This window comes from Streptomyces sp. NPDC034099 (assembly GCF_055575415.1).
Genome location: NZ_JBVISR010000003.1, coordinates 508,398 through 524,824, shown reverse-complemented (window position 1 = coordinate 524,824; position 16,427 = coordinate 508,398). Strand labels below are relative to the sequence as shown.

General features: G+C 70.0%; 14 protein-coding genes and 3 pseudogenes. 5 read left to right on the top strand and 12 right to left on the bottom strand.

From position 1 onward, the window contains the following. Positions 1-92: 92 nt before the first annotated feature. Entirely contained in the window at positions 93-842 is a 750-nt protein-coding gene (locus tag ACZ56V_RS11410; protein ID WP_468941251.1) for a sulfite exporter TauE/SafE family protein, read from the top strand. A gap of 239 nt (positions 843-1,081) precedes the next feature. On the opposite strand, the gene ACZ56V_RS11405 is transcribed toward ACZ56V_RS11410, so the two are convergent. Then, positions 1,082-1,729 carry a TetR/AcrR family transcriptional regulator gene (locus ACZ56V_RS11405; protein WP_467379339.1) on the bottom strand — a complete coding sequence of 216 codons (648 nt, stop codon included), beginning with the start codon at positions 1,727-1,729 and terminating at the stop codon, positions 1,082-1,084. Between the two features lie 148 nt (positions 1,730-1,877). Between ACZ56V_RS11405 and ACZ56V_RS11400 the strand changes: the two genes are divergently transcribed. Continuing rightward, a complete protein-coding gene (locus ACZ56V_RS11400) occupies positions 1,878-2,636 on the top strand; it encodes an SDR family NAD(P)-dependent oxidoreductase (RefSeq protein ID WP_468941248.1) in 759 nt (252 codons plus the stop codon). Positions 2,637-2,872: 236 nt separating this feature from the next. Continuing rightward, positions 2,873-3,121: pseudogene (locus tag ACZ56V_RS11395) on the top strand (IS5/IS1182 family transposase); the annotation flags it as partial. Between the two features lie 7 nt (positions 3,122-3,128). On the opposite strand, the gene ACZ56V_RS11390 reads toward ACZ56V_RS11395, so the two are convergent. Together ACZ56V_RS11390 and ACZ56V_RS11385 are read right to left on the bottom strand one after the other, a co-directional pair. Next, entirely contained in the window at positions 3,129-3,296 is a 168-nt protein-coding gene (locus ACZ56V_RS11390; RefSeq protein WP_198601287.1) for a hypothetical protein, read from the bottom strand. Positions 3,297-3,760: 464 nt separating this feature from the next. Further along, on the bottom strand, positions 3,761-4,351 hold the full coding sequence (locus tag ACZ56V_RS11385; protein ID WP_398909461.1) for a TetR/AcrR family transcriptional regulator: 591 nt from the start codon (positions 4,349-4,351) through the stop codon (positions 3,761-3,763). 111 nt (positions 4,352-4,462) lie between these two features. Here ACZ56V_RS11385 and ACZ56V_RS11380 point away from each other — a divergent pair, with 111 nt between their 5' ends. Next, complete coding sequence (locus tag ACZ56V_RS11380; RefSeq protein WP_467379338.1) at positions 4,463-5,194, top strand: SDR family oxidoreductase; 732 nt, start codon at positions 4,463-4,465, stop codon at positions 5,192-5,194. A gap of 202 nt (positions 5,195-5,396) precedes the next feature. Here ACZ56V_RS11380 and ACZ56V_RS11375 read toward each other — a convergent pair whose 3' ends face one another. The 9 genes and pseudogenes from ACZ56V_RS11375 to ACZ56V_RS11335 form a co-directional block, all read right to left on the bottom strand. Continuing rightward, complete coding sequence (locus ACZ56V_RS11375; RefSeq protein WP_468941243.1) at positions 5,397-6,407, bottom strand: aldo/keto reductase; 1,011 nt, start codon at positions 6,405-6,407, stop codon at positions 5,397-5,399. Positions 6,408-6,541: 134 nt separating this feature from the next. Then, positions 6,542-7,030 (bottom strand): GNAT family N-acetyltransferase, encoded by a 489-nt coding sequence (locus ACZ56V_RS11370; RefSeq protein WP_468941240.1) that lies wholly within the window; start codon positions 7,028-7,030, stop codon positions 6,542-6,544. 346 nt (positions 7,031-7,376) lie between these two features. Continuing rightward, positions 7,377-8,054 (bottom strand): response regulator, encoded by a 678-nt coding sequence (locus tag ACZ56V_RS11365; RefSeq protein ID WP_468941237.1) that lies wholly within the window; start codon positions 8,052-8,054, stop codon positions 7,377-7,379. Then, complete coding sequence (locus ACZ56V_RS11360; protein WP_467379334.1) at positions 8,051-9,247, bottom strand: sensor histidine kinase; 1,197 nt, start codon at positions 9,245-9,247, stop codon at positions 8,051-8,053. The genes ACZ56V_RS11365 and ACZ56V_RS11360 overlap by 4 nt, the downstream gene beginning before the upstream one ends. 95 nt (positions 9,248-9,342) lie before the next feature. Next, positions 9,343-11,580, bottom strand: a complete 2,238-nt coding sequence (locus ACZ56V_RS11355) for an MMPL family transporter (RefSeq protein WP_468941233.1) — start codon at positions 11,578-11,580, stop codon at positions 9,343-9,345. Between the two features lie 521 nt (positions 11,581-12,101). Next, positions 12,102-13,011, bottom strand: a pseudogene (locus ACZ56V_RS11350) (LysR family transcriptional regulator). Positions 13,012-13,130: 119 nt separating this feature from the next. Beyond that, a complete protein-coding gene (locus ACZ56V_RS11345; protein ID WP_468941230.1) occupies positions 13,131-13,943 on the bottom strand; it encodes a phosphatase PAP2 family protein in 813 nt (270 codons plus the stop codon). A gap of 202 nt (positions 13,944-14,145) precedes the next feature. After that, on the bottom strand, positions 14,146-15,102 hold the full coding sequence (locus ACZ56V_RS11340; RefSeq protein WP_467379331.1) for a hypothetical protein: 957 nt from the start codon (positions 15,100-15,102) through the stop codon (positions 14,146-14,148). Continuing rightward, positions 15,099-15,440 carry a PadR family transcriptional regulator gene (locus ACZ56V_RS11335; protein WP_468941227.1) on the bottom strand — a complete coding sequence of 114 codons (342 nt, stop codon included), beginning with the start codon at positions 15,438-15,440 and terminating at the stop codon, positions 15,099-15,101. The genes ACZ56V_RS11340 and ACZ56V_RS11335 overlap by 4 nt, the downstream gene beginning before the upstream one ends. A 304-nt stretch (positions 15,441-15,744) precedes the next feature. Between ACZ56V_RS11335 and ACZ56V_RS11330 the strand changes: the two are divergent. Continuing rightward, a pseudogene (locus ACZ56V_RS11330) lies at positions 15,745-16,311 on the top strand (aldo/keto reductase); the annotation flags it as partial. Between the last annotated feature and the right edge of the window lie 116 nt (positions 16,312-16,427).

The window sequence follows — 16,427 nt, the reverse complement described above, 5'->3', positions numbered from 1 at the left end:
CATGGCCGCCTCGGCCCCGAACAGGCACACCCCCGCGTCACCGGGACCGGAATGCCGTCGGCCGACGACAGCGGACACAGCGGGCGAACAGCGTGACCGCCCTGATCCTCCCCCTGATCGCAGGGGCCGTCGTCGGCCTGACGCTCGGCGCCCTTGGCGGCGGCGGCAGCGTCCTGGCGGTGCCCGCCCTGATCTACCTGCTCGGCTTCACCCCCGCCGCGGCCACCACCGCCAGCCTGGTCATCGTCACCGCCACTTCTCTGGCCGCCCTGTACGCGCACGCCCGGACCGGGCACGTGCGATGGAAGGCCGGAGCGGCATTCGCAGCCGCCGGGATTCTTCCGGCGGCTGCCGCCGGAGCCGCCGCCACCCACATGCCCCAAGCAGTCCTCACCCTCGCCTTCGCCACAACAGCCATCCTCGCCGGCCTCCACATGCTCCGGCCTGCTGACACCGGCCGCCCCGGGAGCGGCGAGGTACGGCCGGGCAAGGCAGCCGCGGCCGGTGTCGGCCTGGGCACGCTGACCGGACTACTCGGTGTGGGCGGCGGCTTTCTCGTCGTCCCCGCCCTGGTCACCGTCCTGGCCTTCGAGATGGAGGCCGCAGTCGGCACCAGTCTCCTGATCATCACGGCCAACTCGCTGGCCTCACTGGCCACTCGTTCCAGCGCCGCCGTCTCACTCGACTGGGCGCTGATCGGCCCGTTCATCGCAACCGCGATCCTGGGCGCCCGGGACGGCAAGCGCTTGGCCGCGAAGGTCTCCGGACCCCGCCTGCAACGCATGTTCGCGGTGGCCCTCCTGGCCGTGGCCGTCTTCATGGTTGCCGACGCCATGGTGTGATGGCAGTTCAGGTCGGCGACAACTTCCCCGGGCGGCCCGTAGCGGCGGGTGTCAGGGCTGGAGATCGCGTCGTCCAAGGTGAGCCGGAGGATGTCGAAGGTCTCACGGCGGCACAGTCGCCGGGCCACGTCGCCGTGATGAGGTCTACAGGCCACTCCGCACTCACCCGCGGCCTCCCGCAGCGTGCCGGGGGTCCGTGGGCGGGGGCGCCGTCCGCACCCGCAGCGGCGCCGGGGCCCTCAGGGGTGCTGCGGGTCGTCGGCGCTGCGGCCGTAACGGGCGAGCATCGTCGTGACCGCCTCGTCGACGGCGTGGCCGACGTCGGCAGGTGCGGGGCTCCAGTCGGCGAGCAGCATCCGCGGCCACAGGACGTAGTTGGCGATCATGCCGAGGAACTGGTTGGTGGCGCTCTCCGCGTCAGGTACCACCGCGGTGCCCGCGGCGTGCTGAGCCTCCAGGTAGCGCTGGACGGAGACGAAGTAGGGCAGCTTGCCCAGCTCGAACTGAGCCCGTCCCAGTTCCGGGAAGCGCGGCAGTTCGGCGATGACGATGCGGAAGAGGGCCGCCATCGCGGGTCGGCCGATCAGGTCGGCGTACTGGCGGCCGATCGCGCTCAGGCCGGCGCCCAGGTCCCCGGGCTGCGTCGCGGGCGCCGCCGGGTCCGGGCCGCCCTTCCAGTACTCGGTGACGATGGCCTCGAAGAGCGCCGCCTTGGTGGGGAACTGCTTGAACAGCGTGGACTTCGAGACGGCCGCTTCCTGCGCGATCCTCGCCAGCGAGGTCCCGTCATAGCCCCGCTCCAGGAACAGCTTCGTGGCCGCTGCGGTGATCGCCTCGCGCTTGCGCTGAGCGAGTCGTTGATGGTGCGCGGAGAGTCCTGCGGTCATCGGCCCAGTATGCCGCATCACGAGGCGAGTCACTTGACTCGCCACTGTGTGGATGTTTACGTGGACGGGGACGCGAGTCGCTCGACTCGCCTCCGGTCGGCGGGAGCACTCTCGGCCGCGTCGTTCCGTTCCCGAAGGAGAAGCACGCATGGAGTCAGGCAAGATCGCATTGGTGACCGGTGGCAATCGCGGGCTGGGCCGGGCCACGGCGCAGGCGCTGGCCCGGCACGGACTGCGCGTCATCGTCACCTACCGCGTCGACGCGCAGGAGGCCGACGAGGCGGTCAAGAAGGTTCAGCAAACCGGCGCCACGGCTGCCGCACTGCGGCTGGACATCAGCGACGTGGCCTCCTTCTCCGCCTTCGTCTCCCGTCTGGCCGCGCAACTGGAGCGCTGGGAGGCGCCCCGGCTGGACGTCCTGGTCAACAATGCCGGGATCGGGGTGTTCGGACCGCTGGAAGCGGTTACGGTCGACGACTACGACGCGGTGATGGACACCAACGTGCGCGGCACGTTCTTCCTCATCCAGGCGCTTGCACCCGTACTGGCCGACGGGGGGCGGATCATCAACGTCTCCTCCTCCCTCAGCCGCCACACCAGCGCCGGCACCTCGGTCTACTCGGCCTCCAAGGCGGCGGTCGAGGTCCTCAGCCGGACATTGGCCGTGGAGCTGGGGGCGCGCAAGATCCGCGTCAACGCCATCGCGCCGGGGCCGACCGCCACCGACTTCAACGGCGGCGCGATGCGGGACGACGCACAGATACGCGAGGGCCTGAGCGAGCAAACCGCGCTCGGCCGCGTCGGCGAACCGCAGGAGATCGGCGACGCCATCGCCGCGCTCGCCTCCGAGGACCTGCGATGGGTCACCGCCCAGCGCCTCGAAGTGTCCGGCGGCGTCCTGCTGTAGGGATCCCCGGATCTCCTGCCGGATTCCGCAGGCATGCCCAGGGCTGGTGTGCGCGGCCTGTCGGTGCAGGCCGCGCAGCGGCTGCCAGTGTTCCCGCCTCTCCACGAGCCGCCGCTCCACCGCGTGTCGGGAAGACAGCCCAAGACCTTCCGCAGCCATTGCTCGATCTGGGCGAGCTGTTCGTCGCGGACGGCCAAGACGCCAGGTGCGACGAGGAGTTCGCACAGATGATCTCCCCTCGCCGCGGCCGCTACTCGAAATCCCAGCACCCGCACGCAGACAAAGCCCACGACCGCGCCGGCCTTCGCAGATGGCTTCGGTGAAAGCGGATCGGAGTGCGCATCGCCCGCAAAGGCATCGAGCCCCGCGAGCGATCAGAGCGACGACACCCGGTCGTCGAGCGCACCATGCCGTGGCTCTCCGGCTACCGCAGACTCAGCCCCCGCTACGGGCAACAGCCTCGTAACCACCTGGCTTCTCTAGGACGCGATCTCAGAAGAAATGCTTGCGTCCACCGACCGCGCGACCGGTCGCACCCAGGATCCACAGGATGGCGCCAACCAGAATGAGGATGCCACCGATCGTCGTCAGCAGACCCATGCCGACAAGCAGGCCGATGATCAGCAGAATAAGCCCAAGAATGATCATTTCAAATCCCATCGTCAATTCCGACTCAGGCGCCTGTACGCACAAGCGTCACAAGGGCCTGAGTTCGTCCCTTGGTTGGTAGATCCCGACCCGCTCCGAATGCCAGGACCTCGGTGCGATAGCTCGTGTGCCCGGCGGCACGGCGTTCACACACGCCTTCGAAAGTTCGTTCAGCACGCCACCTCCTCGACCGACCACCGTTCCAGAAGGACCCTCCACCCCGGGCGGTTCGGACGGTGGTGGCCGAGACACTCGCAGCGGCGCCAACGCCAGGCCCGCAGGCCCCCAGGTCCAGGGATGCTTCATTCCCGAAGGACATGGCTCCGGCGGTCGGGGCGACGTTCATCGCGCCAAGCGTCTTCAGGCGCCCGCACGCCAGGTTCCGCAGCGACGCCGTCTCGCCCACCTGCCTGGAATGCGGTGAACCGTCAGAAGGCAGTCGGCCACTGGTGGCCACCGCAGCTTCCGGCCAGTGCTCACGTCGCGTTGCCGCGCAGCAGCGCCGTGGCAGCGTGCGTGGCGCGGGCAGCGACATCCTCGAGGGAAAGGCGGGAGCGGGTCAGAAAGTCCTCCGCGTCCAGGGTGATGTAGCCGTGGGCCAGGCAGAAGAGCTGTTCGAGCAGGAGCAGTGCCCGGGAAGGATCGGTGTGGCCCGCCCGCCGTGCGAGGTCGAGCAGCAGCGTCATCAGACCGCGACCGGCCCGGGCCAGGTCGGCGTCGCGCAGCGGCCTCAACTCCCGGGCGAAGATCACGTCAAGGCCGGCGCCGCGGTCGGACACGTGACGCACGTATGCTCCCGCGGTGGCCGCGAGCCGGTCGATCGGGTCGGGGCCGGCCGCCTGTGCGGCGGTCTCCATGGCGCGGGTCAGCTCGTCGGCGGCCTGTGCCGCGACGACGGCGAGCAGCGCCTCCCGGTTGCGGAAGTGGCGGTACGGGGCGGCGGTGCTCACCTTGAGCCTGCGGGCGAGTTCGGCGACGGAGAAACCGGCCATCCCCTTCTCGGAGAGCAGCGTGAAGCTCTCGGCGATCAGTGCCGAGCGGAGCTGCCCCCGGGCGGGACGCCCCACACCCGCCCCAACTGTGGCCTCGGCCACTCAGACCACCTGCCTTGACCAGAAGTAAGAGACCTCTTACTGTAAAAGTGATAGCCCTCTTACTTCTAGTGCCGGAGGCCGCACGTGTCAGGGATCAACGGAAAAGTGGTGGCCATCACGGGCGCGGGCAGCGGGATCGGCGAAGCGAGCGCACTGCTGCTGGCCTCGCACGGTGCAAAGCTGGTCCTCGGGGCGCGTCGCGGCGACCGGCTCGAAGCGCTCGCCGCCCGCATCGAGGCCGAGGGCGGCACAGCCGCCTGGACGACTACGGACGTGCGTCGCCGCAGCGACCTCGCGGACCTGGTGGCGTGCGCCCGCGAGCGCTACGGCGCGCTCGACGTCCTCGTCAACAACGCCGGGGTCGGTCCCATCTCCCCTTTCGACGAGCTGCGCGTCGAGGACTGGGACCAGATGATCGATGTCAACTTCCGCGGCGTGCTGTACGGGATCGCTGCAGCACTCCCCGTCTTCCGCGAGCAACGCAAGGGGCAGTTCGTCAACGTGGTCTCGACCGCCGGGCTGCGCATCGTGCCGAACCAGGCTGTCTACGCGGCGACGAAGAACGCGGTCCGCACCCTCACGGAGGGACTGCGCCAGGAAGCCGGGCCCGACCTGCGGGTCACCATGGTCTCGCCCGGCTACGTCGGGACGGAGTTCGCCGACTCGGTCACCAGCCCCACCGTCAAGTCGCAGACCCCGACGGTCGACTTCTCCCTCGCCCCCGACGACATCGCCCGCGCTATCGCCTTCGCGATCGAGCAGCCGTCGAACGTCGACGTAGGCGACATCGTCGTCCGTCCCACGGCCCAAGGCTGACGCCTCACGGAGATCCTGGCCCCCTCACGTCGGTGGCCAGGTCCGCTGAAATTCCGCGTTGATCTTGACCGTGCAGGCGTCCGTCCGGGAAGCAGGCCGGGCGGCAAGGCCGTCGCAGTGCCTGGGAAGGGAAGGCCGGTGCGTACCCGCCGGCGTGAAGGCCAAGGCCAAGGGCTCGTGGAAGGCCCGGCGGTGGCCCGGACTACCGGGAGCCCGCCACAGGGTGCGGCTTGTAGAAGGACGCCTCCAGGTAAGCGGCCTCGTGCGGCTGGTAAGGCTCCTCCAAGTAGGCGGCCTCGTCTTCGTCGAGTTGGACGTCCACCGCGGCGATCGCGTCGGCCAGTTGGGCCGGCTTGGTGACCCCGACGATGGGCGAGGTCACCGTAGGGTGGCGCATGACCCAGGCCAGGGCGACCTGGGCCGGGGACAGACCCCGCTTGCCCGCGATCTCGTGGACGCGCTCGGCCACTGCCTGGTCCTCGTCGCGGTAGAGGATCTTGCCGCCCGCGTCGGTCTCGGCACGCGCCGTGGCGGTGTCCCGGGCCCGCGTCAGCCTGCCTCGCGCCAGCGGGCTCCACGGGATCACGCCGATGCCCTGGTCGGCGCAGAGCGGGAGCATCTCCCGTTCTGCTTCTCGATGGATGAGGTTGTAGTGGTCCTGCATCGACACGAATCGGGTCCAGCGGTGCAGGTCTGCCAGGTACAGGGCCTTGGCGAACTGCCAGGCGTACATGGAAGAGGCTCCGATGTAGCGGACCTTCCCGGACTTGACCGCGTCGTGCAGTGCCTCGAGGGTTTCCTCGATCGGGGTCTCGTAGTCCCAGCGGTGGATCTGGTACAGGTCGATGTAGTCGGTACCCAGTCGCTTCAGGGAGGCGTCGAGTTCGGCGAAGATCGCCTTGCGGGACAGCCCGGCGCCGTTCGGGCCGGGGCGCATCCGCATCCAGACCTTGGTGGAGAGAACCACCTCCTCGCGCCGGGTGAAGTCCTTGACCGCCTGGCCGACGATCTCCTCACTGCTTCCGGCGCTGTACCCATTGGCCGTGTCGAGGAAGTTGACGCCGCTCTCGAGGGCCTGCTTGATGATGTCCCGGCTGGCGTCCGCGCCCAGCGACCAGGGCTCGCCGCCCCGGTCCGGCTCGCCGAAGCTCATGCAGCCGAGGGTGATGGCGGAGACTTCCAGTCCGGTCGTTCCCAGTTTCATGTATCGCACGACCCGAACCTAGGAGTTGGAGTGCGTTCTAACGCAATACGTCTCCGTTCGGAACCCGTCCCGACACCCCTGTATCGGGGACATGCTGGGTACCGGTCCGACCAGGTTGAAGACCTCGCGCGCGGCATACCGCGTCATTCCGCAGCAACGTGAAACTCGAATTCGGGACGGTCCCACGGCACAACGGGCGGGTTCGCGAGCACGGTCCCGACCCGCACCGCACCGACGCGGTGGTAGAAGCCCTCGGCGGGAAGGTGCGACACGACCTTGACACAATGCAGCCCGGCGGCACGGGCCTCGGACTGCATGTGCGCGACGAGCAGCCGCCCAATGCCCCGTCCTTGCGCTTCGTCGGCGACAAACAGCAGGTCGAGCTCCGGTGGCGCGAGGACGAGCGAGTAGAACCCGAGGACCCGGCCCCCATGCTCGTCGGCGCCGACGGCCACAAAGGTGCGGTGGGCCTCGATGTAATCCGGCCCGACCCGATAGCCCGCGACTGCGGCTGCGTACTTACCCGCGTAGGCGCCTGAGCCACGCACGAGCCGGGTAAGCCGCTTGGCATCCCGCGCAACGGCCCTCCGTATCGTGATCGGCTGGCTGATCGGGGAAGGGCGTGAACTCATCGGGAGAGTATTTCGCACCGGGGCGTACCGTCGTGCGGCGGGTCGGCTGCTCGGGCAGAATTCCTGCACCCCTCCCGGGAACCGCGTGTCCAGGCCCTATCGCCCCAGTCACTGCCGCCGCATCCGCCGCCCGCCGAGCGACTGGGACGCCTGAACCGCTGCGGGGGAACTGGAGAACGGGAAGCAAACGGATGTGTCCCTGGTTGATCGCCTCAAGTCCCTGGGGCATGGGGGGTGCCTTCGGTGACCTGCGCCCCCTCCCGGCGTCTCAAAAGGCCACACCTGCGGCGTGAGCGTGCTGACGCCGCGTCCACCGCCGTGGCGGTGATCGGGCCGGTCCTGTGCGTCAGCCTTCGGGGGTCGGCCGGACGAGACCGCTCTGGTAGGCGATCACGACCAGTTGTGCCCGGTCGCGTGCGTGGAGTTTGGTCATCGCGCGGGAGACGTGGCTGCGCACGGTCAGAGGGCTGAGGACCAGCTGGTCGGCGATCTCGTGGTTCGACTTGCCCAGCGCGGCCAGGGCCATGACCTCGCGTTCACGTTCGGTGAGCAGGGCGAGGCGTTCCGGCGCGGCAAGGGGCACGTGGTCGGACGGGGAGGCCAGGAAGCGGGTGATCAGGGCACGGGTGGCCGTGGGCGAGAGCAGGGAGTCGCCTGCGGCCACGGTGCGGATGCCGGCCAGCAGGTCGTCGGGGCCGACGTCCTTGCCGAGGAATCCACTCGCCCCGGAACGCAGGGCCATGGCGACGTTCTCGTCGTTCTCGAACGTGGTGAGGATCAGGACCCGGGTGCCCGACAGCTCGGTCCGGGCGCAGATGCCGGAGGTGGCGGCCAGCCCGTCGGTGGAGGGCATGCGGATGTCCATGAGGACGACGTCGGGACGGTGCCGGTGCGTGAGTTCCACGGCCTGCTGACCGTCGGCCGCCTCTGCCACCACGGTCATGTCCGGGTCGGAGTCGATGAGAATGCGGAAGGTGGCCCGGAGCAGCGCTTGGTCGTCGGCGAGCAGAACGCGGATGGTCATCTGGTGCTTTCCTCGGAGCTGGGAAGGGGGAGCGTGCAGGCTACTTCGAAACCGCCTTCGGGCCTCAGGCCGGCATGAAACGTTCCGCCCACCGACAAGGCGCGTTCGCGCATGCCGAGCAGTCCGTAGCCACGGCTGGAGCCGGGGAAGCCTGCAGCGGCCGCAAGGCGTGGGCCGGCTTCGTTGGTGATGGTCAGTGTCAGGTCGTGAGGGGTGTAGTCCAGCCGAACCCGTGCGGAGGGTGTGGCGGCGTGTTTGGTGATGTTGGTGAGTGCCTCCTGGACGATTCGGTAGGCCGTGAGGTCCAGACCGGGCGGGAGTGGCCGTCGTCGCCCCTCAATGGCGACCGCGACGTTCAGGCCTGCTGACGAGCAGGCGTCGACGAGCTGCGGCAACTGCTCCAGGCCCGGTGCGGGAGAGAGTTCCCGGGAGTCGGTGTCCTGACGGAGCAAGCCGACGGTGGCCTTGAGCTCGCGGAGGGCCGAGGCGGTCACTTCCGGCAGTTTCTCGATCATGGCGATGGCCTGGTCGGGATGGGTCCGGGACAGATGGGCGGCGGTGCCGGCCTGGGCGTTGGCGAGCGCGAGATGGTGGGCGACCACGTCGTGCAGCTCGCGGGCGATCCGCATGCGTTCCTGGACCACCCGTCGGCGTGTCTCCTCTTCCCGCTCCTGGGCGGCGTGCTCGGCGCGGGCAACAGCGTACTCGCGGCGCACGCGCACGTAGCTGCCGAAGGAGGCGACCATCAGGATCCAGGCGGCCGGATTGACCAGGCCGATGATCCAGTCGTGCGGAGAGTCGGTGGCGATGAAGCCGGTGAGCGCGATCCCGGCTGCGGCCACGACGGCGCTGTACCAGGTGGTCCTGCGATCGGGACGCAGGCTCACGGTGTACTGCGCGACCAGCATCGGGCCCATGAGCAGCGGCGTCAGGAGGTACCCCAGGAACCCCTCGGCCATGACGCATGCCGTGGTCACCAGCAGCACGACAAGGGGGAAGCTGCGGCGGCGCAGCAACACGGCGCAGGCCGCGGCGGACAGAACGAGGCCGGGCCACAGGGCGAGCGGCTCCTCGGCCGCGACCGCCGGGGTGAGGAAGACACCGCCCACGGTGAAGGCCAGCAGCAGGCTCGTAGTCACCACTTGGACGAGGTGGGTGCGGTCGTCGGCGCGGTGCTTCCATCGTTCAGTCATCGTCGTACTCCGAGGTGGGACCAGCCGGTTCAGGGTGACAGACGCGCCGTGGCGCCGTGCCACGGCGCCACGGCGCGTCTTGAGGGCGGCTTCCTTCAGCCGGTGCGGGCCGGCTCCCGGGGGTGGGCTTCAGCGCCCGTCGCAGCGGATTCCTGCGTCCGGGAGGTGAGTGCGGCACCTTCGACGTCGACTCGGGGCAGCGCCCTGTCGAGCCACCGGGGCAGCCACCATGCCTTGTCCCCCACCAGGGCGAGGACGGCGGGCACCAGGGCCAGGCGGACGACGAAGGCGTCGAAGAGGACTGCGACGGCGAGGCCGAACCCGATCGTCTTGATCATGGACTCTCCGGAGCCGATGAAGCCGGAGAAGACCGCCATCATGATCACGGCCGCGGCGACGACCACGCGGGCGCTGTGCCGGAAGCCGCTCACCACGGCCTGTCCGGGACGCTCGCCGTGGACGTATGCCTCCCGCATGCGGGCGACGAGGAAGACCTCGTAGTCCATGGCCAGACCGAACACGATGCCCACCAGGAAGATCGGCATGAGGCTCATGATCGGGCCGGTCTGCTCCACACCCAGCAGTTCGGCGCCCCAGCCCCACTGGAAGACTGCAACGACCGTACCGAGCGAGGCGAGTACCGACAGCAGGAAGCCGAGAGCCGCCTTGACGGGCACGAGTACGGAGCGGAAGACGACCAGGAGCAGCAGCAGGGACAGCAGCACGATGACGGCCAGGTAGGGCACCAGGGCGTCCTTCAGGGCCTGCGCGACATCGATGTTCATCGCGGTGCTGCCGGTGACCTCGAACGCCGCCCCGGTCTCCGCCTCCACATCGGAACGCTCCGCGCGGATGGTCTGAACGATGTCCTTCGTGGCCTCCTCGCTGGGGCCGGTGCTCGGCACGGCGGAGAAGAGCGCGGCGTCCCCGGCCTCGTTGAACTGCGGGGGCGTCACGGACACGACGCCCTCGGTGTCCTTGATCTGCTCGGCCATCTTTGCTGCGGCCGCCTGCGGGTCCGAGGATCCCTTGACGTCGGCGATGATGGTCAGCGGGCCGTTGAAGCCCGCACCGAAGCCGTCGGCCAACGCGTCGTAGGCACGTCGCTCCGTCGCCGACGCAGGCTTCGCCTCATCGCCGGGCATGCCCATCTCCAGCTGAGCGGCGGGCAGCGCCAAGGCTCCCAGACCGGCCACACCCAGCAGAAGGACCGCCACGGGCCGCCTCATCACGAAGCGTGCCCACCGGGTCCCGCCACTGGCTGCGGTCCCGGAGCGGCGCCCGGCGCTGCCGTCCCGCTTGCCGGGCTTGCGGACCTTGCGGGACAGGACGGCGTTCGGCCACATCCCGAGCAGCGCGGGCACCAGGGTCAGGGCGACCAGGACGCCGACGGCGACCGCTCCGGCGGCGCACAGACCCATCTTCGTCAGCATCGGCACGCCGACCACGGACAGTCCGGCGAGCGCGATGATCACGGTCAGGCCGGCGAAGACCACGGCGGAACCGGCCGTGCCTGCCGCGAGGCCCGCTGCCTCCTGGGGATCGCGGCCGTTCGCGCGCTCCTCGCGGTAGCGGGAGACGACGAAGAGGGCGTAGTCGATGCCGACCGCGAGCCCGAGCATCGACGCGAGCGTACCGGTGGTCATGGACAGCCCCAGGGCGCTGCCGAGAGTGAGGATCGCGCACATGCTGACGCCGACGCCGATGACGGCTGTGAGCAGCGGCAGCCCGGCCGCGGCCAGGGAGCCGAAGGTGATCAGCAGGACGACGGCGGCGAGGGCGATGCCGATCGCCTCGGCCGACCCGCCTGCGGCCGGCTGCGAAGCGAGTGCGGTGCCACCCACCTCCACCGTGAGCCCCGCGTCGCGGGCCTGGCCGAGGGCCCTTTCGAGGCTCTCCTTGCTGGCGTCGGTCAGGTCGTCGGCCTTGACCTTGTAATTGACCGTGGTGTACGCGATCGAGGCGTCCTTGCTGACCGCGTGGGTCTTGAAGGGATCGACGGTGCTGTCCACCTGTGCGCCCTCGGCGACCGTGGACACCAGCTCGTCGATGGCGGCCCGGTTCTCCTTGGCCGTCACCTTCTCCCCGCCGGAAGCGATGAAGACGATGCGGGCGTTGGCGCCGTTGGCGTCCGAGCCGGGGAATCGCTCACCGATGAGGTCAAAAGCCTTCTGAGCCTCGATGCCGGGCATGAACGACGTGCCGTCGTCACCCGCGGCCGGGGCCTTGGCGGCGCCGAGACCGACGCCGCCGAGGACCATCAGCCACAACAAGGTCACGAGCCAGCGCCGCCGGAAGGCGGCTCGGCCCAGTCGGTACAGGAAGGTAGCCACGAGAAAGGTCTCTCCAAAGGGGTTCTCAGGTAGGTACCAAGGCTGTCCTTCCAGGTGGCGCCGGAGCATCGTGCCGGTGCCGTGACCTGGTCCTCGTGCCCGTGCAGCAGGCGGGAGGCGTCCTCGTGCGGGACGAGGACGGCGTTCTCCTACCTGAGGATGACCGTGGGGGCGAAGGAGCCCGGCCACGGCATTGGGGACGCCGCAGGCAAGGGGCGACCTGCGAGGCGAGGACGGCCCGGGTGTGAACCGCGCGCTCGGTTTGCCAAGGCGTCCGGCCAGGGGTGCAGCGCGGTCGAGTGAAGGAGGTTCGACGGCATCCACCCTTCGGCCACGGTCGGGCACCGAGCCGGCACGCGAGTACCTTCCATCGGCTTGCTCTGGCATCCCGCCTCGGCACCACCGACGGGCAGGACGTGTGGGTGCACTACGGCTCACTGGCACGGGTAGATGGATCTCGCCCACCGCCGTCCACTGAAAGGTGCTGCCGGCCAACAAGCTCTACCCCGTTCCCGCGACCGTCAGCCCGCGCCCGACCTCCGCACCACCTTCGAGGTGAACAGGGCCTGGAGGGTCTGTGTCGCCAGGTTGCGGAGCCAGGTGTGGGCGGGGTCGTTGTCGTGGCGCTGGTGCCAGAGCAAGTGGAGGGGCACTTTGGGCAGTTCGAGCGGCAGCGGCAGAGTGGTCAGGCCCAGCTGGTGGCGGGAGGAGCGGGTGGCTGCGTCGGGGAGGGTGACCACGAGGTCGGTGTCATGGGCGAGTTGGAGTGCGGTGGCCGTGGTGGGGGCGGAGGCGATGACCCGGCGTTCGCGACCGAGGTCGGTCAGGGCGTCGTCGATCCGGTCGCGCAGGCGTCCGCGCCGGGAGACGGTGAGGTGGTCGGCCGCGGCGTACCTCGCCGTGGTCACGGGCTGTTCGGTGAGCGGGTGGCCGGGTCGGACGGTGAGGACGAACTGGTCGCGGCCGATGAGGCGGTGGCGGATGTCGGGCAGGGACGGCGGGCCGGCGCTGGAGGCGAGGTCGACCTCGCCGCGGCGCAGTCCGGGGGTGTCGTCGCCGGGTTCGGCGGTGAGCCGCAGTCGCACTCCGGGGGTGTGGCGGTGGACTTCGGCGATCAGGGCGGTCCCGCACGTGGTGACGAGGGCGTCGTGCCAGCGGACGGTGAACACCCGCTCCAGCGTCGCCAGGTCGAGTTCCGTCTGAGCCGACAGCGGATGGTGGGCCTCGCTGTGCCAGGGCGTGGACCTCGGTGCGCATGGCCAGCGCGCGGGTCGTGGGGGTCATGTGGCGTCCGGTGCGGACCAGGATCTGGTCGCCGGTGGCCTTGCGGATGCGGCCCAGCGAGCGGCTCATCGCGGGTGCGGTGACGTGGAGGCGGGCTGCGGCCCCGGTGACGCTGCCCTCTTCCAGTAGCGCGTCAGCCTGATCCAGTCAGCTGCGGCCCGGTCGGTTCGCCGGTCCCTGCTTGGGTCGCATCACGGGAGGACACGCCCGAGCGGGGAGCGCATCCCCGTTCGGGCGTCGACGGCTTCTACGACTGGTCGGTGGCGTCAGTCCAATGCGGGGCGTGTGCGGCGTGCCGTGGGCGCGGGCCGCCCGACTGCGGCGTACCAGACCAGGGCCGCACATATGAAGGCCGTCGCCGCGGAGACCAGCGACCTTGTGAGGGTGTCGTTCCGTGCACCGGAAGCGAGGGCGACGGCCAGCGCCAGCGTCAGGGTGATGACGGGCAGCGCACGGGGGTTCCGCGTGGCGCCCGGCTCGGCGGCCTGCGGGAGCAGCCAGGTCGCGAGACCGTAACAGGCACAGGCCAGCAGTGTGGCTCCCAGCACTTCGCTGGGCCGGTGGCCGCCCATCGTCGCGCTGGCGGCGGCGATGCTGGCGAGCCACAGCACACCGACCGTGGCGGCGTAGGGGCGGATGCGGGGGGAAACCACGAGGACGGCGGCGAGGGTCAGCGCGGCGGGGATGACCGTGTGCCCGCTGGGAAAACCCTGATCAAGGAGGTTCTCGGGCGCGCCCGCCAGGTCGGGGCGGGGCATGGCCGATTTGAACACCTCCTTGCCTCCGGTCGCGAGAATGACGACCCCGAGCGCCGCGCCCCCCTGTCGCCAGCACCGCCGCACCAGGGTGAGGACCACGATGACGGCCAGACCCACCATCACGGTGGGCTTGGCGCTCAATTCCATCGGCGGCAGGGGCGTCGAGCCGTAGGCCGATCCTGACAAGGGGTAGAACCATGCTTCTTCGCCGCCCTGTTTGCCGAGACCGAACAGGGCGTTCTCAGCTCGTTGCCCCCACGGAGTACAGACGGCGAGCAGGTAGACCGTCAGGAACCCCAGGGTGTACAGCAGAGCCGGCATCCACGGCCGCGTCTCACGCGACGGGCTGGTGTCGTCGGGAGCCTCGGGGGCCTGCCTCGAGGCCCCCGGACGGTGCGCGGGCAAGGACGGCGAATTGTGCTGAGTCATCTCTCTGCTTCTTCCGTTGGGAGGAGTTCGGTCACGCGCGTCCTGCGGCACGACGTGGGCCGCTGGGCTCGGTCGGCCCAGCGGGGGTCCGCTCCTATTCGGCGAGTGCCTGCCCCTGCCGGCGCTGGGCGGTGATCGCCAGGGCGGGGAGCGGTGCGATCAGCAGGATGAGGACGACCAGGTCCGGAAAGGACTGCATGAACGCGTCCGGCCGGACGACGATCGCCTGCGTGCGGACGATCGCGACCGCCGCGACGGGGATCAGCCAGCGGTGGTCGCCGGTGGCGGCCGTCGCCACCCACGCGGCGATCAGCGCGGCGACTTCCAGGACGAACAGACCGCGCTGGAAAGCCGGGCTGACGGAGATGATGTGCAGGCTCCCGGCCACGAACATGGCGAGCACGACGGGGGCCAGCCAGCGGTACGAGCGGCGCCGCAGACGGCTGGGACGGCAGAGCGCCAGCACGGCGCACGCGGCGCACAATGCCCCCGAGAGCGCCAGGTCGCGGGCCGTTATCGGGGCGCCGAGACCGTAGTAGCCCAGGCCCGCCTTGCCCTCGTCGCCGAAGAGGGTGCGGCCGGGATACGTGGCGCCGGCCCAGATCATGGCTGCCGCGGTCGGCAGCGCGATCCACGCCCTGCCACGCAGCAGAGCGATCAGGCAACCCAGCGGGAGCAGCCCGTAGGGCAGCAGCCGTATCCGCGTGGGACCTTCGGCCCACGGGTACCAGCCGGAGAAGCGGAAGGCGATGGCGTGCTGTCCGGGGTCGATGTGCAATGCCCAGTGCCACACATCCTGCAAGTACGGAACCAGCGCCAGCGCGGCGAGGACCAGGGCGGCCAGGTGGAAGCCGTCCAGCCACCACGGCCGAGTGCTGTCGTCAACGGTGGCACGGGCGCGGGCCTGCACCCCGGCGCGCACCAAGGCGGCAACTTCCCGCGGCGGGGGCCAGGAGCGGCCGGGATACGCCTCGGCCAGGCAGGCCAGCACCTCCTCTCCCTGCCGGGAACGGTAGGGCTCGGGATAGGCCGCAAGCAGCAGACGATTCATGCCGGGGCCGCTCCGGCATCCCGCGAGCGTCCGATGACGACGGCCGCCGCCTGCTGCATCCGCAGCGCCTCCCGGCCGAGCGCCTCTGTGCCGTCCTCGGTGAGCCGGTAGTAGCGCCGCGCCCGCCCGTCCACGATCTCCTCGTGGCCGGCGGCCACCAGCCCGGCCCGCTCCATCCGCTCCAGCGCACCGTAGAGGGTGCCGGCAGCGATCCGCAGCCGCCCGTCGGTCGCCTGCTCGGCAGCCTTGATGATGCCGTATCCGTGCAACGGGCCATCCATGAGCGCAGCCAGGATGAAGTACTGCGGTTCCGTCAAGGGCGGATTCTGTCTGGTCATGTGCCGAGCATATATCGAGCTACGAAATATATATGCCACCCCTGGATGGCGCGACGGCGGCGGCCTCCTCGACGCAGTCGCACGGCGTTGGGCCAGCGCCTGGCCGACATGGCCGGCGACAACCACGTATCCGAGACCACCGTCCGGCGCTGACGAGACGAACTGGCACCCTCCTCGCCTCGCCGGCCGACGGGACGCGTGCTGAGCGTGTCGGTCAACTACCGACTCGGCGCACTGTGCGCGCCCTCGCTGTCGCGGCACAGCGGGCGACTCGCCGAGGCCAGCAGCCATTTGTCCCCTGACCCAACTGATCACCGAAGGCAAGGTGAAGTACTTCGGCCTGAGCAACGTCGGCCCCCAGTACATCCGCCGTGCCCACGCCGTCACCCCGGTCTCCGCGCTCCAGTACGAGGACTCGCTGTTCGAGCGGGAGGTGGAGGCAAAGATCCTTCCCGTCCTGCGGGAACTCGGCATCGGCCTGGTGCCGTACTCCCCACTCGGCCGCGGCTTCCTCACCGGCCACGTCAAGCCCGCGGGCGAGTACCCCGCGGACGACATGCGCAGCTGGGACGAGCGCCGGCAGGGCGAGAACTACACGTACAACCTGCGCGCCACCGAACAGCTCAGGAATCTGGCCGACACCAGGGGCATCACCACCGCCCAACTCGCGCTGGCCTGGCTGCTCGCCCAGGGCGAGGATGTCGCACCCATTCCCGGCACCCGCAGCACCAAGCGCCTTGAGGAGAACGCCGACGCCGTCGACGTCCAGCTCTCCGCCGCCGATCTGGCTCGCATCACTGAGATCCTTCCCCACGGCTCGGCAGGCAGCCGCTATCCCGCTGCGGCACTGCCCAGCTTCACCACAGACTGACCGCGACGTCGTCCGAGCGGAGGCAGGCAGCCCCCGAAGACGCATGCGGAGACGAGGGCTTCGGCTTGCCCCGGTGGTAGCGGCCTTCGGGGTGCCCTGCCACTCCTCGTCCTGAC